Annotated in this window: 16 protein-coding genes; 10 read left to right on the top strand and 6 right to left on the bottom strand. The window is 68.7% G+C overall.

Annotation, left to right across the window (positions count from 1 at the left end; translation table 11 throughout):
• Positions 1-43 precede the first annotated feature (43 nt).
• The 3 genes from MLJ35_RS06385 (at position 44) to MLJ35_RS06375 (ending at position 4,006) form a co-directional block, all read left to right on the top strand.
• Positions 44-229: a hypothetical protein gene (locus MLJ35_RS06385; protein ID WP_243321821.1), complete on the top strand. Its 186-nt coding sequence runs from the start codon at positions 44-46 to the stop codon at positions 227-229.
• 102 nt (positions 230-331) lie between these two features.
• Positions 332-2,182 carry a mechanosensitive ion channel domain-containing protein gene (locus MLJ35_RS06380; protein WP_243383628.1) on the top strand — a complete coding sequence of 617 codons (1,851 nt, stop codon included), beginning with the start codon at positions 332-334 and terminating at the stop codon, positions 2,180-2,182.
• 192 nt (positions 2,183-2,374) lie between these two features.
• On the top strand, positions 2,375-4,006 hold the full coding sequence (locus MLJ35_RS06375) for an ABC-F family ATP-binding cassette domain-containing protein (RefSeq protein WP_243383627.1): 1,632 nt from the start codon (positions 2,375-2,377) through the stop codon (positions 4,004-4,006).
• Positions 4,007-4,151: 145 nt separating this feature from the next.
• Here MLJ35_RS06375 and MLJ35_RS06370 read toward each other — a convergent pair whose 3' ends face one another.
• Positions 4,152-5,072, bottom strand: a complete 921-nt coding sequence (locus MLJ35_RS06370) for an RluA family pseudouridine synthase (protein ID WP_243383626.1) — start codon at positions 5,070-5,072, stop codon at positions 4,152-4,154.
• A 292-nt stretch (positions 5,073-5,364) separates the two neighbouring features.
• Between MLJ35_RS06370 and MLJ35_RS06365 the strand changes: the two genes are divergently transcribed.
• Entirely contained in the window at positions 5,365-6,039 is a 675-nt protein-coding gene (locus tag MLJ35_RS06365) for a DUF6445 family protein (RefSeq protein ID WP_243383625.1), read from the top strand.
• A 52-nt stretch (positions 6,040-6,091) separates the two neighbouring features.
• Here MLJ35_RS06365 and ftcD read toward each other — a convergent pair whose 3' ends face one another.
• On the bottom strand, positions 6,092-7,939 hold the full coding sequence (gene ftcD, locus MLJ35_RS06360) for a glutamate formimidoyltransferase (RefSeq protein ID WP_243383624.1): 1,848 nt from the start codon (positions 7,937-7,939) through the stop codon (positions 6,092-6,094).
• Positions 7,940-8,050: 111 nt separating this feature from the next.
• Here ftcD and MLJ35_RS06355 point away from each other — a divergent pair, with 111 nt between their 5' ends.
• A complete protein-coding gene (locus MLJ35_RS06355; protein WP_243383623.1) occupies positions 8,051-8,659 on the top strand; it encodes a YajG family lipoprotein in 609 nt (202 codons plus the stop codon).
• 6 nt (positions 8,660-8,665) lie between these two features.
• On the opposite strand, the gene MLJ35_RS06350 is transcribed toward MLJ35_RS06355, so the two are convergent.
• On the bottom strand, positions 8,666-9,577 hold the full coding sequence (locus MLJ35_RS06350; RefSeq protein ID WP_243321807.1) for a 5'-nucleotidase: 912 nt from the start codon (positions 9,575-9,577) through the stop codon (positions 8,666-8,668).
• On the opposite strand from MLJ35_RS06350, the gene MLJ35_RS06345 reads away from it, so the two are divergent.
• Both MLJ35_RS06345 and MLJ35_RS06340 read left to right on the top strand, forming a co-directional pair.
• Positions 9,576-10,634, top strand: coding sequence for a cysteine desulfurase family protein (locus tag MLJ35_RS06345; protein WP_243383622.1), 1,059 nt, complete (start codon positions 9,576-9,578; stop codon positions 10,632-10,634). The two genes, MLJ35_RS06350 and MLJ35_RS06345, sit on opposite strands and share 2 nt — an antisense overlap.
• A 28-nt stretch (positions 10,635-10,662) precedes the next feature.
• Positions 10,663-12,345: an aspartate:alanine exchanger family transporter gene (locus MLJ35_RS06340; protein ID WP_243383621.1), complete on the top strand. Its 1,683-nt coding sequence runs from the start codon at positions 10,663-10,665 to the stop codon at positions 12,343-12,345.
• Positions 12,346-12,508: 163 nt separating this feature from the next.
• Here MLJ35_RS06340 and MLJ35_RS06335 read toward each other — a convergent pair whose 3' ends face one another.
• Positions 12,509-13,675, bottom strand: coding sequence for an alkaline phosphatase family protein (locus MLJ35_RS06335; RefSeq protein ID WP_243383620.1), 1,167 nt, complete (start codon positions 13,673-13,675; stop codon positions 12,509-12,511).
• A gap of 29 nt (positions 13,676-13,704) precedes the next feature.
• On the opposite strand from MLJ35_RS06335, the gene MLJ35_RS06330 reads away from it, so the two are divergent.
• Entirely contained in the window at positions 13,705-14,895 is a 1,191-nt protein-coding gene (locus MLJ35_RS06330) for a class I SAM-dependent rRNA methyltransferase (RefSeq protein WP_243383619.1), read from the top strand.
• 21 nt (positions 14,896-14,916) lie between these two features.
• Complete coding sequence (locus MLJ35_RS06325) at positions 14,917-15,705, top strand: hypothetical protein (protein WP_243383618.1); 789 nt, start codon at positions 14,917-14,919, stop codon at positions 15,703-15,705.
• 16 nt (positions 15,706-15,721) lie between these two features.
• On the opposite strand, the gene ttcA is transcribed toward MLJ35_RS06325, so the two are convergent.
• Positions 15,722-16,573: a tRNA 2-thiocytidine(32) synthetase TtcA gene (ttcA, locus tag MLJ35_RS06320; protein ID WP_243383617.1), complete on the bottom strand. Its 852-nt coding sequence runs from the start codon at positions 16,571-16,573 to the stop codon at positions 15,722-15,724.
• A gap of 127 nt (positions 16,574-16,700) precedes the next feature.
• On the opposite strand from ttcA, the gene MLJ35_RS06315 reads away from it, so the two are divergent.
• A complete protein-coding gene (locus tag MLJ35_RS06315; RefSeq protein ID WP_243383616.1) occupies positions 16,701-18,350 on the top strand; it encodes a tetratricopeptide repeat protein in 1,650 nt (549 codons plus the stop codon).
• Positions 18,351-18,372: 22 nt separating this feature from the next.
• On the opposite strand, the gene MLJ35_RS06310 is transcribed toward MLJ35_RS06315, so the two are convergent.
• Complete coding sequence (locus tag MLJ35_RS06310; protein WP_243321789.1) at positions 18,373-18,879, bottom strand: Rrf2 family transcriptional regulator; 507 nt, start codon at positions 18,877-18,879, stop codon at positions 18,373-18,375.
• Positions 18,880-18,937: the final 58 nt, after the last annotated feature.

The following is an 18,937-nucleotide window of genomic DNA, read 5'->3' as shown; positions in this document are numbered from 1 at the left end:
TGGTGCTCCGGTGGGGCCGTGTCCCGCGATGATGGAGAATTCAATGAAGAAGATGCTGGTGCTGGCCCTGGTAAGCTCCTTCGCCCTGGCGGGCTACGCCGCCGAGGAGAAGAAGCCCGAGCCCAAGAAAGGCTGCAGGATGGCCTGCTGCGAAAAGAACAAGGCCGCTTCCTGCAAGGGCTGCCCCGACTGTGCCAAGGAGAAGGCCCCCGCGCCGAAGAAGGGCTGAGCCCTCGCTGCAGCGCCATTGCTTGGCCGAGACACCAAAAACCCCGGAGATGACCCTCCGGGGTTTTTGCGTTCCATCCCGATTCATGATTGTCTGGAGGGGATGAAACTCCGTCCATTCATCCCCGCGGCCATCCTGCTGTTCCTTTGTGGGGCGTCTGTCGCCGGCTGGATGTGGACCCGCGAACGGCCCCCGGTGGTGCAGTCCGAAGAGGGAAGCGCCGCGAAGAAGAAGGGGGCGCGCCGCGCGGCCCCCGTGCGCGAGTGGGTGGTGGACCAGAGCCCCCTGCTCACGGCGAGGCTGCTCCTGACCCTGGCCACGACGCCGGAGGAGCAGCAGCTGGCCCGGCAGGCCGAGCGGCTTGCCAATCACGAGGTGGATCTGGCCTTCGCCGCCGCACTTCGTCGGGTGGCCGGCACCCAGATGCAGCAGACGCCCGAGCTCAAGGAACTGACTGACCTCAAAGCCAAGGCCCTGGCTACCTTCGAGGCTGACAAGCAGACCATCGATCGGCTGACCAAGCAGCTTGCTGCCGCCCGGGAGTCCCAGAAAGGGCCCCTGGAGGATCAGCTGGATGTCGCCAAGGCCCAGCTGGAGCTGGACCGTGACGAGCTGGAGGCGGCTTCCGAGGACCTGGCCCGGGCCGGGGGTGATCCCCAGGCACGGATCCGCAGGCTGAAGGAAGCCTTCGAGGCCGGCGACAAGGAATCCGCCCAGATCGTCGCGGTGGGCCGTCCCGCCTCCGCCTTCCCGGCCGGGAGCCTCCTGGCCCGCCTGAGCGAATGGCGGGTGCAGCGCGGCAAGCTGGCCCGTCTGATCCAGGCCCGTCAGGCCGCCCAGGCCAAGGCCCAGGCCCTGTCGCAGCGCCGCGTCACCATCGAGGCCCAGGCCAACAAGGAGAAAGAGGATCGGGAGGCTGCCAAGTTCTGGGCGTCGAACTTGGTGAAGGGGGCGGCCGGAGGAGGGGCGGACGCCGGACGGGAACAGGCGAAGGAAGCCGTCTCCTACCTGAGGCGCTACGGCGATGTACAGCAGCGACTCGCCAGCATGAACCGGCGCATCCTCGATCAGCAGGAACTGGCGGAGGTGTACGCCAGCTGGATGAGCATTGCCGATGTCCAGCGGAATGCCGCCCTCCACACGCTGCTCTCTCGTCTCCTGTGGGTACTGGGCCTGGTGGCGACCGCCTACCTGGCGGGATTGGCCATCGACCAGCTCTTCCACCGCGCGGCCGCGGGCGACAAGAAGGGTTCTGGAACCCTGCGGACCGTGGTGAAGCTCTGCGTCCAGGTGTTGTGCACCCTGGCCATCGGTTTCGTGATCTTCGGCATGCCGGGGCAGATCACGACCGTGCTGGGCCTGGCGGGCGCGGGCCTCACGGTGGCGCTCAAGGACTTCATCGTGGCTTTCTTCGGCTGGTTCATCCTCATGGGTCGCAACGGCATCCGCGTGGGTGACTGGGTGGAGATCCGCGGCGTGGGCGGCGAGGTCGTGGAGATCGGCCTGCTGCGCACGGTGGTGCTGGAAACGGGCAGCTGGAGCGATGCCGGACACCCCACCGGGCGCCGCGTGGCCTTCGTGAACAACTTCGCCATCGAGGGGCACTTCTTCAACTTCTCCACCTCGGGCAAGTGGATGTGGGACGAACTGCGGGTTCTGATCCCGCTGGGCCAGGATCCCTATCCCGTCATCGACGGCGTCCAGAAGCTGGTGGAGCAGCAGACCGAGGCCAACGCCCGCCTGGCGGAACAGGAGTGGAAGCGTGCCACGGCCCGCTACCGTGTGCAGGCCTTCTCCGCCGCACCAGGCCTGAACGTGGTGCCAGCCCTGAACGGGGTGGAGATCCGCGCCCGCTACATCACCCGCGCCTTCGAGCGCCACGAGACCCGCCTGCGCCTGAATCAGGCCGTGGTCGAGCTCATGCACGGTCCCCGAGGGGGCGCCCCGGTCTGACCCTGGACAGGATTCGCACCCCCCCACCGTGTTCGTGCCCCTGGTTGCGGTTTCAGGCGCGGCGGGGCCCCTGTGGTACCCTGAGAAGAACCGTAGGCTTGAGGATCCTGCTTTCCGCGACCTCGATCCCCTGTCTCTGGATCTTCCGCCGCCCAGGCCTGTCGGGCGACCCATTCTGCGCATCGGATTCCCATGATTTCGTTCTCCAGCGTCAGCAAGCAGTACGGCAAGCAGGTCCTGTTCATCGAGGCGGATTTCCAGCTGAACCCCGGCGAGAAGGTGGGCCTGGTGGGGCCCAACGGGGCGGGGAAGTCCACGCTCTTCCGCATGATCATGGGCGAGGAGGCGCCGGACGATGGCACGGTGACGCTTCCCAAGAAGCTCACCCTGGGCTATTTCCGCCAGGAGGTGGACGAGATGGCGGGCCGTCCGGTGCTGGACGAGGCCATCGCCGGCAGCGGTCGCCTCGGTGACCTGCACCACGAGCTGCTGGACCTGGAACGCGCCATGTCCGATCCGGACAAGGCGGATGAGCTGGAGGCCATCCTGGAGCGCTTCGGCCACGTCCAGGAGGAGTACCAGCACCTGGGCGGCTATGAGCTGGAGGCCAAGGCCCGGGCCTGCCTGCACGGCCTCGGCTTCGAGGACGCCCAGATCGACGGCGACGTGGGGGCGCTCTCCGGCGGCTGGAAGATGCGCGTCTCCATGGCCAAGGTGCTGCTCGGCAACTTCGACGTCCTGCTCATGGACGAGCCCACCAACCACCTGGACATCGAGTCCATCCTCTGGCTGGAGGCTTTCCTCAAGTCCGTGCCCGCCACGCTCCTGATGACCAGCCACGACCGAGACTTCATGAACCGTGTGGTCACCAAGGTGCTGGAGATCGACGGCGGCGACATCGTCACCTACTCCGGCAACTACGACTTCTACGCGAAGGAGCGGGAGGCCCGTGAGGCCAACCAGGAGGCCGCCTACGCCCGGCAGCAGGCCAAGCTGGCCAAAGAGCAGCGCTTCATCGAGCGGTTCAGCGCCCACGCCGCCAAGGCCGCGCAGGTGCAGAGCCGCATCAAGGCCCTGGACAAGATCGAGCGCGTGGAGCCCCCCAAGCGGCGCCGCATCGTGAAGTGGGACTTCCGCATCCCCGGCCGCTCCGGCGACGACGTGGCCATGTTGGAGGGCGTCTGCAAGGCCTACGGTCCGAAGAAGCTCTACGACCAGTTCGCCCTCCACATCCGCCGAGGGGAGCGCTGGTGCGTCATGGGCCGGAACGGCGCCGGCAAGTCCACCCTGCTGAAGATGGTGGCCGGGACCCTCCCGCCGGACTCGGGCACCGTGAAGCTGGGGGCCAGTCTCAGCCTGGGCTACTTCTCCCAGCAGGCCCTGGACCTGCTGGATCCCGAGCTCACCGTGCTCGAGCAGATGCAGAAGGACTTCCCCATGGAAGGCCTGGGCGTTCTGCGCAACCTGCTGGGCGCCTTCCAGTTCTCCGGCGACGACGTCGACAAGCGCATCCGCGCGCTCTCCGGCGGCGAGAAGTCGCGCCTGGTCATGGCCCGCATGTTGTTCAATCCGCCCAATTTCCTGGTGCTGGACGAGCCGACCAACCACCTGGACCTGGCGACGAAGGAGATGCTCATCGAGGCCCTGAAGGACTTCGAGGGCACCATGCTCTTCGTCTCCCACGACCGCACCTTCCTGCGTGGCCTCGCCAACCGCGTGCTGGAACTGGCGGGCGAGGAGCACGAGGGCCCGATGCTCTTCCCGGGCACCTACGCCGAATACGTGGAGCGCACTGGCCGCGAGGCGCCGGGCGTGCACAACTGAGGCTTCCTAATCCTTCACGCCCGGCCTGTGAGGGATAAGGAATTCCAAAAGCGGAGGAGAGCTGAAATGCGGAGGAGAACGGAGGGACTGCGGTTCACTTCCCTTCTTTTTTCCGCTTTCCTCAGCTCCTCCGTTCTCCTCCGCTTCAAGATTTCTTTTCGCTGGAATCAAGCGCCCGCAGGGGGGGCGGCGGTTGGCATTCGAGGGTGAGCGGGGTGCCGGTGCGGGGATGGCTCAGCTCCAGCCGGTGGGCGTGCAGCAGGTAGCCCGGGTCGCCGGGCAGGGCCTCGGTGCCGGGGAGCGGGCCTCCACCGGGGCCGTAGAGCGGGTCGCCCACCAGGGGATGCCCCGTGGAGGCCAGGTGGATGCGGATCTGGTGCGGCCGGCCCGTGAGGATCTCCACGTCCAGCAGGGAGGCGTCCATCCGACGCTCCAGGACAGCGACCCGGCTGAGGGAGGGGCGTCCGTCCGGGGTGGCGGCATGGAGCGTACCCAGGGGGCCGTAGGGCACCGCCCCGATGGGCGTGGCAATCTCGAAGGTGTCCTGCGCGGGGTGGCCCAGGCAGAGGGCCCGGTAGACCTTGCGAGTCTGCCCATCCTGGAAGGCGGCCTGGAGCGGGCCTCGGGCGGAGGCAGTGCGGGCGAACAACACCAGTCCCGAGGTACCCCGGCCCAGCCGATGCATGGGGCTGGCCTCCGGGGCCCGGCGGCGCACCAGGGCCAGGAGGGTGTGCTCCAGGAATTCGCCGCCTCCGGGCAGGGTGGGCAGGCCGCTGGGTTTGGCCACGGCGAGAAGGTCTTCATCCTCGTAGAGCACCGCCGTGGCGAGGGGAACCTCAGGCTCCACCCAGGGGGGGCGGGCCCAAGTGATCCACTGGCCGGCCCGGAGGATGGCATCGGGGAGGGCGGGGGCCCCGTCGAGGCGTACCAGGCCGCCCAGGATCCTGGTCCGCCACAGGTCCGGGCCCGCCAGAGGGTACCGGGCGGCCAGGTGGGCCAGCAAGGTCCGTCCGGCTGCCGTGGCGTCCGACTGCTCTCGGTGGATGTAGCCCTGGTTGAGCCCCATGCGGTGGTTCGCCCCTCCGGATTCGGCGGATTTCCATGATGCCTTGGTATCGCTAAGCCCGGAAAAGGTGTTGGGATAGGGATCAAATATTGCAAATGGCAACACGTTTTTTTCTGACACCTTTGCTCAAGTTGCGCCACTCTAAAGCCGTAGGGTAGGAAGCGCCACGCCCAGGGGTTGGCCGCAAGGGTTCCTAGAAACTCTCCCCGGGGGGGGGGAGTGGGGGGGGTGAAAGCCCCCCTTTTTTCGTGGCCAGGGTAGGCTGTGGGTTTTCCTCCCTGGAGCGAGATCCATGACCATGCCCCCACCGGCCCCGCCGCGGCTTCCGTACCGCAAGCCCAGCGAAGGGCGGGACTACTGGGTCGTGGACGGCATCCTGCCGGATCCCATGGCCCTGGTGGAGCGCTTCCGGTCCCTGGAAGCCTGGGAGATGGGCTTCCCGTACACCCAGGAGACCTGGCCGGGCATGCGCTCGCGGGACGCCCTGGCCCCGGAGGAACTGGCCCGGGTCGAAGCCAAGGTCCGGGAGCTGACCGGCGCCCGGCGCCTGTGGTCGGAGACCGCGCCGGACGGGGCATTCCTCAACCACAACGTGGTGCAGGTGGTGGGCGCCCGGGAATCCGGGCCCCGGCCCCATACGGACTCCCGGCGGCTCTGCCGCTACGCCGCCGTGATCTACCTAACACCGAAGGCCCCGGCGGCCGCGGGCACGACCTTCTTCCGCCTGCGCTATCCCAACGGCGCCCTGGGAGGGAACCTCTGCCCGCCGCCGCACGCCAACCTGCGCGAGGCCCTGGGCGTGACCGGCCTGCCGCTGCAGGCCTGGCATCCGGATGTCTCCGTGCCGAACGCGTTCAACCGCCTGCTGCTCTACCGGGCCGACCTGGTGCACTCCGCCAGCGGCTACTTTGGCCACGATCTGGCCACCAAGCGGATGACAGCCCTGTTCTTCTGGATGGCGGACTGAACCAGAGCTATCAGCAGCCAGTAACTGAGAGCTGATGGCTGATAGCTGAGAGCTACTTCTTGGCCTTCTGCAGTCGGTCCAGCAGCTTCTGGTCCACGAAGGCCGTGACCTCGGCCAGCTGCTTCGTGGACCGTGCGAGCAGATCCGCGCACTGGGCCTGCATGTCGGACACATAGCCCGCGTCGGTGATGTCCTTGAGGTTGATCACGACATTCCAGATGCCGCCGCGCACGCCGGCGTGAGCCATCTGCGCGCCCACGGCCGCGTCCGTGATGGAGGCCACCTTGCCCAGACGGGCGGCCTCGCCGGCCAGTTCCAGGGCCTCGAGGCTGGTCTTCGCCGTATCCAGAGGCACGTCGATGGCCACCTTGAGGCCCGCCTGCATGGCCTCGTGCCGGGCGGCCTTCTGTTCGGGCGTGGCGTCGGGCAGACGGCGGGCGTCCATGAAGGCGTTGAAGGCGTTGGTGTCGGCGTCCACGGCCACCATGAGGCGGTCCTTGAGGGCCTGGGCCTTCTCGGCGAGGGCGATGAGCTTGGCGTCCTTCTCGGCATCGGGGCCGCCCTGGGCCAAGTTGGCCACCATGCTGGCCAGGGCCGCGCCCAGGCTTCCCGCCAGGGCCGCGATGGAGCCGCCGCCGGGGGCCGGGGTATCGCGGCTGACCTCGTCCGTGAAGGCGTGGACGGACATGGAGACCAGCGCGTTCGCATCGTAGGTGGGCAGACCCAGCACCTTCTTCTCGATCTCGAAGGGCGCCACGTCGCCCAGGCCCATGGAGAACACCGCCGTCTGGAGGATGTCGGAGGTGGGCACGCCCGTGGACTTGCCCATGGCCTTCAGGTAGTGGCGGCCCGAGGCCAGCAGGCACTGGAAGGGCACCAGGCCCACGATCTCGCTGCCGGTGACCACCAGTCCGCGCTCGGCGGCCAGCTGGCGTGCCGTCTCGAGGACGGTGTGGGGCGCGGTCTGCTTGTAGTCCGTGAGGTTGATGCTGATCTGGGCGCGGCGGTAGGTGTCCACATACCAGCCGATGGCCTTGCAGTGGTCGTAGAGGCCCCGGCGGCGGACCTTCTGGCCCACGGGGTTCGCGGGGTCGGCGTCATTGAGCCGCATGAGGGCCGGCAGGTCGTAGCCGTGGGCCGCGGCGCAGTGGTCCACCACCTCCTGCCAGGTGGCCCCCGTGAAGTCGCAGTTGCCGCAAGGGAAGGAACCCTCGGCATAGAAGATCAGCTCTCCGGCCTGGTAGTAGGGCTTCACGCGGCCCCTGCGGGCCACCCGGCCCTTCTCGCGCAGCTCGAAGGCGATGTCGGTGGCGTGGGCCTTGTCGTTGGAGTTCAGGGTGACGTTGTAGGCCACCAGGAACTCCCGGGCGCCGATGATGCAGGCCCCGGCCCCTGCGTTGTAGGGGGCGGCGAAATCGGGCAGCCAGGCGGGATCCTGGAGCTTCTTCTCCAGGCCCTCGTACTCGCCCCGGCGCACCTCAGCCAGGTTGTGGCGCTCGGGTCGCGAGGCGGCGGATTCGTAGAGGTAGACGGGGATGGCCAGCTCGGCCGCCACGCGCTTGCCCAGGCGCCGCGCCAGCTCCGCGCAGTCCTCCATGGTCACGCCCTCCACGGGCACGAAGGGGGTTACGTCTGTGGCGCCCATGCGGGGGTGAGCCCCGTGGTGCTGGCGCATGTCGATGATCTTGGCGGCCTCCCGGATGCAGGTGAAGGCGCCTTCCAGCACGGCTTCGGGCTCGCCCACGAAGGTGATGACCGTGCGGTTGGTGTCCGCCCCCGGATCCACATCCAGGATCTCCACGCCCGGCACGGCCGCAATGGCATCCGTCACCTGCTTGATCTTCGCGGCATCCCGACCTTCCGAGATGTTCGGCACGCACTCCACCAGCTTGCGGGACATGGATCCTCCGGATGGTCCGAGTCTAGCAGTGGCGCGGGTTTGGATCGCACCGCAGCCGGCGTATTTGACGACAAGGTGTAAAATGAAGTCAGTTTTATACCAGGAGGAGCCATGGACACGGGCATGTTCCTCAGAAGCACTGGCGCGGGGATCTGCGTGGCGATGGGCCTGGGCTGCGCCTTCACCACGGAGACCATCCACATCGCCTACCCGGGACCCGTCTCGGTCGAGAAGGTGAAGGGCGCCGAGTCCATCAAGGTCAAGGTGGAGGTCAAGGACCTGCGGCCCAACCCGACGCGGGAAGTGGCCAAGAAGATCAACGCCTTCGGCGCCGAGACCGCCCCCATCTTCAACGACGAGGACGTGCTCCCGCTGCTGAAGCGCGCGGTCGAAACGGAACTGCGGGCCCGGGGATACGACCTAGAAGGCGGGAAGGTGCCCCTTCAGATCGAGTTGCTGACCTTCATCCACCGGTACAACTCAGGGTTCTTCTCCGGCGACAGCCTGGCCGAGGTGAGCTTCCTGGTGCGCATCCGGGACGCCCAGGGACGCGAGGTTTACACCGACACCGTCATGGACTCCTTCAAGCACGCCGCCGGTGTGTTCGGGGGAGGCAACGTGAAGCAGGCCTACGAGCAGGCCCTGCCGGGCGCCGTCCGGAAACTCATGGGCAAGGCGGAGTTCCACGCCGCCCTGGCCAAGGTGGCGGAAGGTGTCTGAGGTGTCTCAACCCTTTCCAGTCTCGTTCTTCACGCCGCTCACCACATGCCCCGTGGGGCCCACCTTGGCGGCGGTGTCGCAGTAGCCCGTCTGGTCGTCGAAGAAGAAGTCGGGCTCGAACTCCCGCAGGAAGTCGGCCTTCTCCAGGCCGCCCAGGAACATGGCTTCATCCACCTGGATGTTCCAGGCCATGAGGGTGCGGATGGCGCGCTCGTGGGCCGGGGCGCTGCGGGCGGTGACGAGGGCGGTGCGGATGCGCATGGGCGCGTCCGGGGCCGCCGCCTGGAGGGGCTGCAGGGCTTCCAGGAGGGGCTTGAAGGGCCCCGGGGGCAGGGGCAGGTTGGCCCGCTCGATCTCGTGGGCCTGGAAGGCGGCCAGGCCGCCCTGGGCATACACGCGCTCCGCCTCGTCGCTGAAGAGCACCGCGTCGCCGTCGAAGGCGATGCGGATCTCGTCCGGGTGGCGGTCCGCGGCCACGGCGCTGTCGGGATAGACCCGGGCCGCGGCGAAGCCCGCGTTGAGGGCTGCGCGGACATCCTCCTCCTTGGCCGACAGGAACAGGTTCGCCCCCAGCGAGGTGAGGTAGGGATAGGGGTTCCGGCCGCGCGTGAAGACGCCGCGCTCCAGCTGGAGGTTCGACTCCTGGGCGCTGCGGAAGACCCTCAAGCCGCTCACGGGGTCGTTGCGGGAGAGGATCACCACGGCCACCCGGCCCTCGTTCCCGACATTGAAGGTCAGCAGCTTCTTCACCAGCGGGTAGGCCACGCCAGGCTTGGCGGGCACGTCCAGCCGCGAGAGCTGAAGCTCCATGTAGGCCCGGTCGTCGGATTCCTCGAAGACCCGGTTCTCCTCCTCGAAGTCGAAGAGAGCCCGGGAGGAGATGGCGACGACGAGCTTGCCTTCCAGGGATTTGGGCATGGGCCCAGGGTACATTGATGTCATGCCCAGGCTCTACTTCGACGCCAACGCCACGACTCCGCCCCATCCGGACGCGGTGGATGCGGTGCGGCGGGCCATGGTGGAGGACTGGGCCAACCCCACCAGCACCCACCGGGAGGGCCAGCGTGCGCGGTTCCGCCTCGAGGAGGCCCGCCGGGAGCTCGCGGCCTCCCTGGGCGTGGCGCCGGGGGAGCTGGTGTTCTGCGCCAGCGCCACCGAAGCCCTGCACCTGCTCATCCGGGGGCTCCACGGCGCCCTGGGCGACCGCCCTGCAGCGGTCTTTCCCGGCGAGCACAGCGCCTGCCTGAACCCCCTTCGGGACTGGTCCCGCGTGAGCTGGCTGCCGGAGGTGCCGGCGGATTGCGCCACGGTGGTGCAGATGGCCGCCAGCAACGAGACGGGGATCCTCTACCCCATGCCCTCGGTCCTGGATGCCGTCCGCATCAAGGATGGCTGCCAAGCCTGGGGCAAGGTGCCGGTGGACCTGTCTGACTGCGACGCCGCCGTGTTCAGCGGCCACAAAGTAGGCGGGCCCCGGGGCGCGGCCCTGCTTTGGATGCGGCCCGGACTGCCCTGGGAGGCCGTGATGGAAGGGCCCCAGGAGCGTCGCCGTCGCGGCGGCACCGAGGACCTGCCGGCCATCCTGGGCCTGGCGGCGGCCGTTCGGCACTTGACGGAGCGTCAAGCCATGAATGCGGCCCTGGCGCCGATCCGGGATGCCTTCGAGACCGAGATCACATCCTGGAACCGGGGCATCGAGGTCATCGGCCAGGGGCAGCCACGCCTGCCCAATACCAGCTGCGTGCTGTTCCGGGGCCGCAATGGCGAGGCCCTGCATGTGGCCCTTGACCTGGCCGGCTTCGCCGTCAGCACGGGCAGCGCCTGCCACAGCGGGGCCGTGAAGCCCAGTCACGCAATCATGACCTTGGGGTATAGTTCGGACGACGCGCGCTCGGTGCTTCGGTTCTCGATGCTCCCGGATGCGCGGCCCGGCGAGGTGGAGGCCCTGGCGGCGGCCATCCGGCGGTTGACATGAACCCCAGGTGATTCTGAGCGGGGCGGGCATGATCGAGCAGACCCTCTTCTTCTTCGCGCACAACCCGCTCCTGATGCTGTTCGCGGTGGTGGCGCTCGGGTACCCCATCAGCAAGATCCGGATCGCGGGGGCCTCCTTCGGCATCGCCAGCATCCTCTTCGCGGGCATCGCTCTGGGTGCCCTGGTGATGGCGCCGGGCCTGGATCCGGGCCTCAAGAAGGACATCTCCCGGGAGATGAAGCTGGTCTACGAGTTGGGCCTCGCCGTCTTCGTCTACGCCATGGGGCTCTCCATCTCCCACAGCTTCTGGGCTGCTTTCAGCCGCGAAGGCATGAAGAAGAACGCCGTGGTCGTCCTGGTGATGGTGGCCTCCATGGCCTTCGTGGTGCTGCTGGCCCGCCTGATGGGCTTCAACGCCCGCTACGCGGCGGGCCTGCTCACGGGCAGCTTCACCAACATGCCAGCCCTGGCGGGCGTCATCGAGCGGGTGAAGTCCATGGGTGCGGGGCCCCTGGAACTGGCCCAGCCCACGGTGGCTTCCGCCATCGCCTACCCCATCGGCGTGCTGGTGCCCATGCTGGTCATCCTCGTGAGTCCGCGGCTCTTCCGGGTGAACCTGCGGGAGGAGGCGGACGGCCTCAAGGACTACCAGGCGGGTCACCACAAGCTGGAGGTCTGGACCCTGAAGGTGACTCGACCCGGGGCAGAGTCCCTGACGAAGCGGGAGATCCGCGCCGCCGGACGGTTCCAGGTGGTCTTCGGACGGGTGCTGCGCAACGCGGAGCTGATCCTGCCGGGGCCGGACTTCCGGCTGAAGGTGGACGATCTGGTGACCGTGGTGGGTTCGCCGGACGATCTCGTCCAGGTGGCGGCCCTCATCGGCGAGCGCAGCCATGTGGAGCTGGACCGGGACCAGAGCGCGCTGGACGCGACGCGGGTCTTCGTCTCCAACCGGGACGTGGTGGGCGTACCCCTCGGCAAGCTGGACCTGGTGAACAGGCACCAGGCCATCATCACCCGCGTGCGGCGCGGGGACCTGTGGTTCGTGCCGGCGGGCGATACGGTGCTGGAGCTCGGCGACCGGGTGCGCGTGACCACCCGCCGGGACAACATCGAGGCCATCGAGACCTTCTTCGGGGACAGCTACCGTGCCCTCAGCGAGGTGAGCTTCCTCACCTTCGCCATGGGCCTGGCGGCGGGTCTGGCCCTGGGCCAGCTGCCCATCCCCCTGGGCCACGGCATCATCTTCAAGCTGGGCTTCGCGGGCGGGCCCCTGGCGGTGGCGCTCATCCTCGGCCGCTTCCACCGCATCGGGCCCCTGGTCTGGAACTTCCCCTACAGCGCCAATCACACCATCCGCCAGTTCGGGCTGGTGCTGTTCGCCGCGGGCATCGGCGTGATCTCCGGCGAGGGCTTCCGGGCCATTGTGGCCGGCAACGCCGGCGTGCTGCCCCTCTTCCTGGGCGCGGCTTTCCTGGTCTGCCTGGTGGCCGATTCGCTCACGATGCTGATCGGGCACAAGGGCTTCGGCATCCCCCTCAACGTCATGTTCGGCATCGTGGCAGGCACCCACACCCAGCCCGTGGTACTGGGCTACGCGAACCACCAGACGGGCAATGAGCTGCCCAACGTTGGCTTCGCCACGGTCTATCCGCTGGCCACCATCCTGAAGATCGTCCTGGCCCAGGTGCTGCTGGCGCTCATCCACTGATTCAGCGTTTCCGCTGGAAAAGATGAACGCGAAGGACGCGAGAACAGTCGCCGGAGGGTGCGAAAGTGCACCTCCGATCCGATCGGATTCTTTTCGCGTTTTCACATGCCCGCAGGGCGTTTTCGCGATCTTCGCGTTCCTCTGTTGCCGTTGGAGAGACCGATCAGCGGACCAGCGCCGCCACGGGCTTGCCGTCCGGGGGCTGGGCCCAGCGGAGGCCGAGCCAGGCGCCGACCGTGGGCGCGACATCCCAGGCCGGCACGTCGGCCAGCGGGCCCCGACCCGCGCCCAGGACCATGAGCCACGACTTCATGGGGGCGGATTCCGGCGTGTAGGCGTGGGCCCCGGCGCGACCGTGGCGCTCGGATTCGTCCTCGCGGCTGCTGCGGGCCTGGGAGAGCCAGGTGCCCAGGGGCGCCAGGACGACCACGTCGCCCACCCGCGGGCTGCCGCCCAGGTGGTAGCGGACGGGCACCGCTTCGCGGGGCCAGGCCTTCAGGCCGGCCTTGCGGAGGCGCGCCAGGGCGCGGGCCCGGTCGCCGGGATGCTTCAGGTAGACGTAGGCGCTGCCGCCATGGGTGATGAGGTCCACGGGGATGCCGTCGAGAATGCTCGGCAAGTGCACGCGGCGCTTCATGGGGACCATGCCGTGGTCCGCCGTGAGGATCACCCGCAGGTCCGGGTGGGCAGCCCGCATGCGCGCCAGCCAGGGGGCGAGCTCGGCGTCGATGGCTCGCAGCTTGGCCAGGGCCTCCGGGCTGTGGGGGCCTTTGAGATGGCCCTCCTCGTCGGTGCCTGAGAGGTAGGCCATCACCAGCCTGGCGCCGTCCGCCAGGGCGGCCTCGCAGAAGGCCAGGCCTTCCGCGTCCGCCACGCCGAGCTTGAAGGGCTGCATGCGCCATGGGGTCACGCCCTCCCATGGGCCCGAGGCGCCTACCCAGTGGAAGACGGCGGTGCGGACGCCGCTGCGCGTGGCGGCCACCCACAGCGGCTCCCGCAGGATGTCCTCCACCCGGTTGGCGGCAGGCACGCGCTGCCGGTCTTCGGGCCGCAAGTACCCGTTGGCCACCACGCCGTGGTGCTCGGGCCAGCAGCCCGTGGCCAGCGTGACGTGCCCGTTGAAGGTGGTGGCGGGGAAGGGCGGGCGCACTGCGGCGCGGCGACCCTGCTGGGACAGTGCCCAGAGCTGGGGCATGGTGTCGGGGCGGAACTGGTCCGCGCCCAGACCGTCCTCGCTGATGAGCAGGACGGGGCCCGCTTCGGGCGTCGGGGGCTCGGCCCTCAGGGGCAGGAGGGTGAGGAGGACGGCGAGCAGGACGAAGCGGCGCATCCCTCAAGACTATCAAGTACCCTGGAGCCATGAACGCGCCCCGCTGGCCCTACCCCCTGCTCCGCCTCAAGCCCGGCAAGGAGGGGCTGATCTCCAAGCGCCACCCCTGGGTGTTCTCCGGCGCGTTGGCGCGGCCCTCCGAATCGGCTCTGGTGCGCCTCGCCGATGATTCCGGCCAGGTGCTTGGCGTGGGCACGGCCAGCCCGGCGAACCCGCTGGCGGCGCGGATCTTCCGCTTCGACGACGCGCCCCTGGACGAGGCCTTCTTCCGGTCGAGGTTCGAGTCCGCCCTGAGGCTGCGCAAAGATCTTGGCCTGTGGGGCCCTGAAGGCGGCTGCCGCTGGGTGTTCGGCGAGGGCGACGGCCTGCCGGGCCTGGTGGTGGACCGCTATGCCCAGGCCCTGGTGCTCCAGGTGGGCACGGCGGGGCTCGAGGCCCTGCGCGACATCTGGTGGCCCGTTCTTTTCGAGCTCGGCAAACGCGAGGGCATCACCGCCTTCGTGGAGCGCAGCCAGTCCGGCCGGAAGGAGGAAGGGCTGGAGCCCGTGAACCGCCTGCTCAAGGGCAGCCTGGGCGGGCCCGTGACGGTGCATGAAGGTGCCGCGAAGCTGAGCGTGGACCTGCTGCGGGGCCAGAAGACGGGCTTTTTCCTCGACCAGCGGGTGCACCGCCTGCAGGTGGGCGCCCACGCCGAGGGCTGCCGGGTGCTCAACGCCTTCGGCTACACCGGCGGCTTCAGCATCCATGCGGGCCTGGGCGGCGCCTCGCAGGTGGCCACCCTGGACATCAGCGCCCCGGCACTGGACCAGGCTGAACGGGACTGGGCCGCCAACGGGCTGGACCCGGCGGCGCATGTCCGCATGGAGGGGGACGCCTTCGAGCTCATGCGCCAGCTGGAGCCCGGCGGATGGGACCGCGTGATCGTGGATCCGCCGGCCTTCGCCAAGCAGCGCAAGGACGTGGACAAGGCCTTCAAGGCCTACAAGGACGTCTTCCGCCTGGGCGCCCGCGCCACAGTCCCCGGGGGCTTCCTGTGGGTCTTCTCCTGCAGCCAGCACCTGGACCGCATGCGCTTTCAGGAGGCCGTCTGGACCGCGTTGCTGGAGACCGGCCGCGAGGCCCGCGTCCTGGCCCATCTGGGGCAGCCCGCGGACCATCCCTACGCGCTGAACCACCCGGAGGGGTTCTATCTCAAGGGGCTGTGGCTTAGGGTGGAGTGACACCCCCCCCCCGAGGCCTCCATGGACCACGATCACTACGCACCCCCCCAGGCGTTCCTGGAGGATGTCCCTTCCCCATCCACGGGTCCGCTCGTGCCCTTCGAAGACAAGGCTGTCTATCCGGACCTGGGGACGCGGATCCTGGAGACCTTCCGCTGGATCCTCCGCGACCGGGAGCGGGCTGGCGAGGCGTTCCGGGGGACGGATGGCCTCGGATCGCCCCTCTGGTTCATGTGCCTCCTGGGGTACCTGCCGGCCGTGATCCCGGGTCTCCTGGCCGTGTTCCTGCCCCGGACGCCGTTCTGGATGGCCTGGCTGAACCTGTCGCCCGGCCGCCCGGCCCAGGGGTTCCTGCTGGTGGTGGCCGTCGTGTCCGTCCTGGTGTTCGCGCCCGTGGGCCTGCTGATCGGGGGCCTGGTCGGGGGCCTGCTCAACCACGCGGGCCTGTGGATGGCGCGGGGCACGAGGCATGGCCACGGGCTGAGCTCGTCCCTCCGCTCTACGTTGTATACCGCCGGTGTGCTCGCCTGGATCCTCTTTCCCTTCAACCTCGGGAAGTCGCTTCCGGGCTTCGCGGGCCTGGTCTTTCAGGCGCTGGCGGGACTGCTGTTGTTCCTTCTACCCACGACCTACCAGGGGATCATGCTGGCGCGGACCCATCGGGTGGAGACCTGGCGCGGGGTGGCCGGCGCCTGGATCCCCGGCCTCATCTTCCTGTTCTGCCTCGGGTCCTGCCTCGGCCTGGCTTTCTGGTTCGCCGGAGACAGCATCATGCAGGCCATCCGGCAGGCCCGGCCCGGCATGTTCTGATCCCGTCCCCAGGCGTCTACCCCAGCCGCTGCACGGCCTCGTCCACGCCCTTGGCCGTGAGGGCCCCGAGGTTCAGGTCCAGCAGGTGGCTCAGCTTCACGTTGCCCATGGCGCCGAGCATGGAGGCCCTGAGCCGTGGAATGCTGCCTTCCATGGACGCAATGAGTTCCTTCACCTGCTTGCGGCGGCTCTCCAGGCTGGAGCAGCCGCAGAGGGGGCAGCCGCAGGGCACGATGGGGAAGCCCCGCAGCCAGGCGTAGCGCTGCAGGTCCTTCTCCTCGCAGGTGCCCAGGGGGCGGATGACGGTGTTGACGCCGTCGTCGCTCTCCAGGCGCAGGGGCATCGTGCTGAGGCGGCCCTCGAAGAAGAGGTTGATGAGCAGCGTCTCCAGCAGGTCGTCCAGGTGGTGGCCCAGGGCGATCTTGGAGAAGCCGCGCGGCTTGGCGAAGGAGTAGAGCACCCCGCGCCGGAGCCGCGAGCAGATGATGCAGGGCAGCTCCTCGGGCTTGCTCCGCACCATCTTGTCGATGGGCGCCGGAATGATGTGGTGGGGCACGCCGATCCGCTCGCACACCTCGGCGATGGGGTCAGGGTTGAACTGGGGGAAGCCCGGATCCACCGTGACGGCTTCGACCGCGAAGGTCACGGGGGCCCGCTTCCGCAGGCGCTCGAGGATGTCCAGCAGGGCCCAGGAGTCCTTGCCGCCGCTCACGGCCACGAGGATGCGGTCGCCGTCCTCGATGAGCCTGTAGGCCGCGTTCGTCTCGCCCACCCGGCGAGCGAGCTTCTTCTCCAGCCGGGGCAGGGTCTTGAGCTCAGCCTCGGTGGGTGGCAGGGCCAGGCTGGGGAGGGCGCAGGGATTGCTCATTCCGGTACATCCAAATGAAAACGATACCATTGCACCCAGGCATGATGATTGATCGCGGAAATTATGATATTGCCTTTTTCTTCCTATCTGCCTAAGTTTGGCACCGGTTCTTTTCGAGAGGTGAACCATGGGCTTCTTCCTTGGCGCGCTCTTCCTTGCCTGCACCCTGGCACCCGCCGCCCCTCCTGAATCCGGGGCGGCCCCGGCCCCCTGGCGATCCTACGACCTGGGCCGGCACCACCGGCGCATCGCCACCTCGATTCCGGACGCCCAGGCGGCCTTCGACCAGGGGCTGGTGTGGGCCTACGCTTTCAACCACGAGGCCGCCGCCCGGGCCTTCCAGGAGGCGCTACGCCTGGACCCCGGCTGCGCCATGGCCTGGTGGGGCCTTGCCCTGGTGAACGGCCCCCACATCAACAACCCCGTCATGGATGAGGCCCAGGCCAAGACCGCCTGGGACGCCCTTGGCCAGGCCCGGAAGCGCGCCGCCGCGGCGCCGCCCGTGGAGCGGGCCCTCATCGAGGCCCTCGGCACCCGCTATGCCATGCCCAACCCGGCGGACCGCAGCGCCCTGGATGCCGCCTACGCCCAGGCCATGGGGCGGGTGGCGGCACGCTTCCCCAAAGATGCCGACGTGGCGGCCCTCTACGCGGAAGCCCTCATGGACGTGCGGCCCTGGGACCAGTGGACCCGAGCGGGCGCGCCCCAGCCCGGCACCATGGAGATCCTGGCCGCCCTCCGCCATGCCCTGGCGCTGGCCCCGAGCCATCCCCTGGCCCTCCACCTCACCATCCATGCCTACGAGGGCTCCCCCCATCCAGAGCGCGCCAAGGCCGCGGCCGACCGCCTTCGGCGGCTGGTGCCCGACGCGGGACACCTGGTCCACATGCCCGGCCATATCTATGCCCGACTCGGAGACTGGAGCGGTGCGGCCGAGGCCAATGAAAGGGCCATGGAGGCCGATGCGCGCTACCGGGCCCGCCAGCCGGAGATCGGCTTCTACGGGCTCTACATGGTGCACAACGAGGACTTCCTGGCCTACACGGCCCTCATGGAAGGACGCCAGGAGGTGGCCCTGGCCCAGACCAAGGCCGTGGTCTCGGCCTTCCCCCTGGAGTGGGTGGTGGCCAACGCCACCTTCGCGGAGGCCTTCGCCACCCGGCACTGGGAGGCCCTGAAGCGGTTCGGCCTCTGGGATGACCTGCTGGCCGAACCCGCACCCGATGCCCGGCTGCCCCTCGCCACCGCCAACTGGCACGCGCTGCGGGGCACCGCCTTCGCAGCCACGGGACGGAGCGAAGAGGCCCTGAAAGAGCAGGCGGCTTTCGAGGCAGCCCTGCCGCGCATCCCGGAGACCCACCTCTGGGGCTCCAACAACGCCCGTCGAGTGATGGGTGTCTCCCGTGCCTTCCTGGCGGGCGAGATCGCCTTCGGCCAGGGCCGGGCGGACGAGGCCGTCCAGCGTCTGCAGGAAGCCGTGCGCCTGGAGGATGCCCTCAAGTACGACGAGCCACCGGCATGCGTCGTCCCCGCCCGCCATGCCCTGGGGGCCGTGCTCCTGTCCGCCGGGCGGGCCAAGGAGGCCGAGGCCGTCTACCGTGCGGATCTCCGGGCCTACCCAGCCAACTATTGGTCTCTCCTGGGGCTCCAGAAGGCGCTGGCGGCCCAGGGTCGCAAGGCCGAGGCCTCCGCCGCGGGGGAGGACCTCCGGCGCGCCCAGGTTCGGGCGCAGGTGCGGGCCGAAACCTCGTGCCTCTGCGTGAAGGAGAAAGGGTGAAGGAACCGTCCCGAGGGATGGCTCACATCACGCCGCACGCCTTGCGCTCGCCGCGGACGATCTGGCCCTGCACATCCTTCACATATTCCGGACAGGTGCAGTCGGGGCAGGTGTTGCTGGCGGTCTCGGAGCAGAGGTCCGCGAAGGTCACCTTCTCCATGAAGGCGGAGATGTGGTCGGAGAGTCGGTTCCAGAGCATGAGGCTCATACGCTCGTCGGCCATGAGCACCTGGTTGGCGGAGCGCGGATCCTCCTTGGCCACGGCATAGAAGCTGCTGTCCGTGAGGCGCAGGATCTCGCCCACGCTGACCTGGTTGCAGGGCCGCGTGAGGATGTACCCGCCCTTGGGCCCGCGCACGCTGGCGACAACACCGGCCTTCTTGAGCTTGTTGAAGATCTGCTCCAGGAAGGGCAGGGAGAGCTTCTGGCGCTCGGCGATCACATGCAGGGGCACCGGCTGGCCGTGGCTGTGGTGGGCCAGGTCGAACAGGGCCTGCATGCTGTACCTGCCTCGGGCCGAGATCTTCACGAAACCTTCTCCAGGTTCCAGGCTAGTATTCTTGAGCGATTGAGTCAAGTTTATCGCA

It is taken from the genome of Geothrix alkalitolerans (assembly GCF_022808885.1).
Taxonomy (GTDB): domain Bacteria; phylum Acidobacteriota; class Holophagae; order Holophagales; family Holophagaceae; genus Geothrix; species Geothrix alkalitolerans.
The sequence above is the reverse complement of the archived record's forward strand: the minus strand, read 5'-3'. Positions and strand labels throughout refer to the sequence as shown.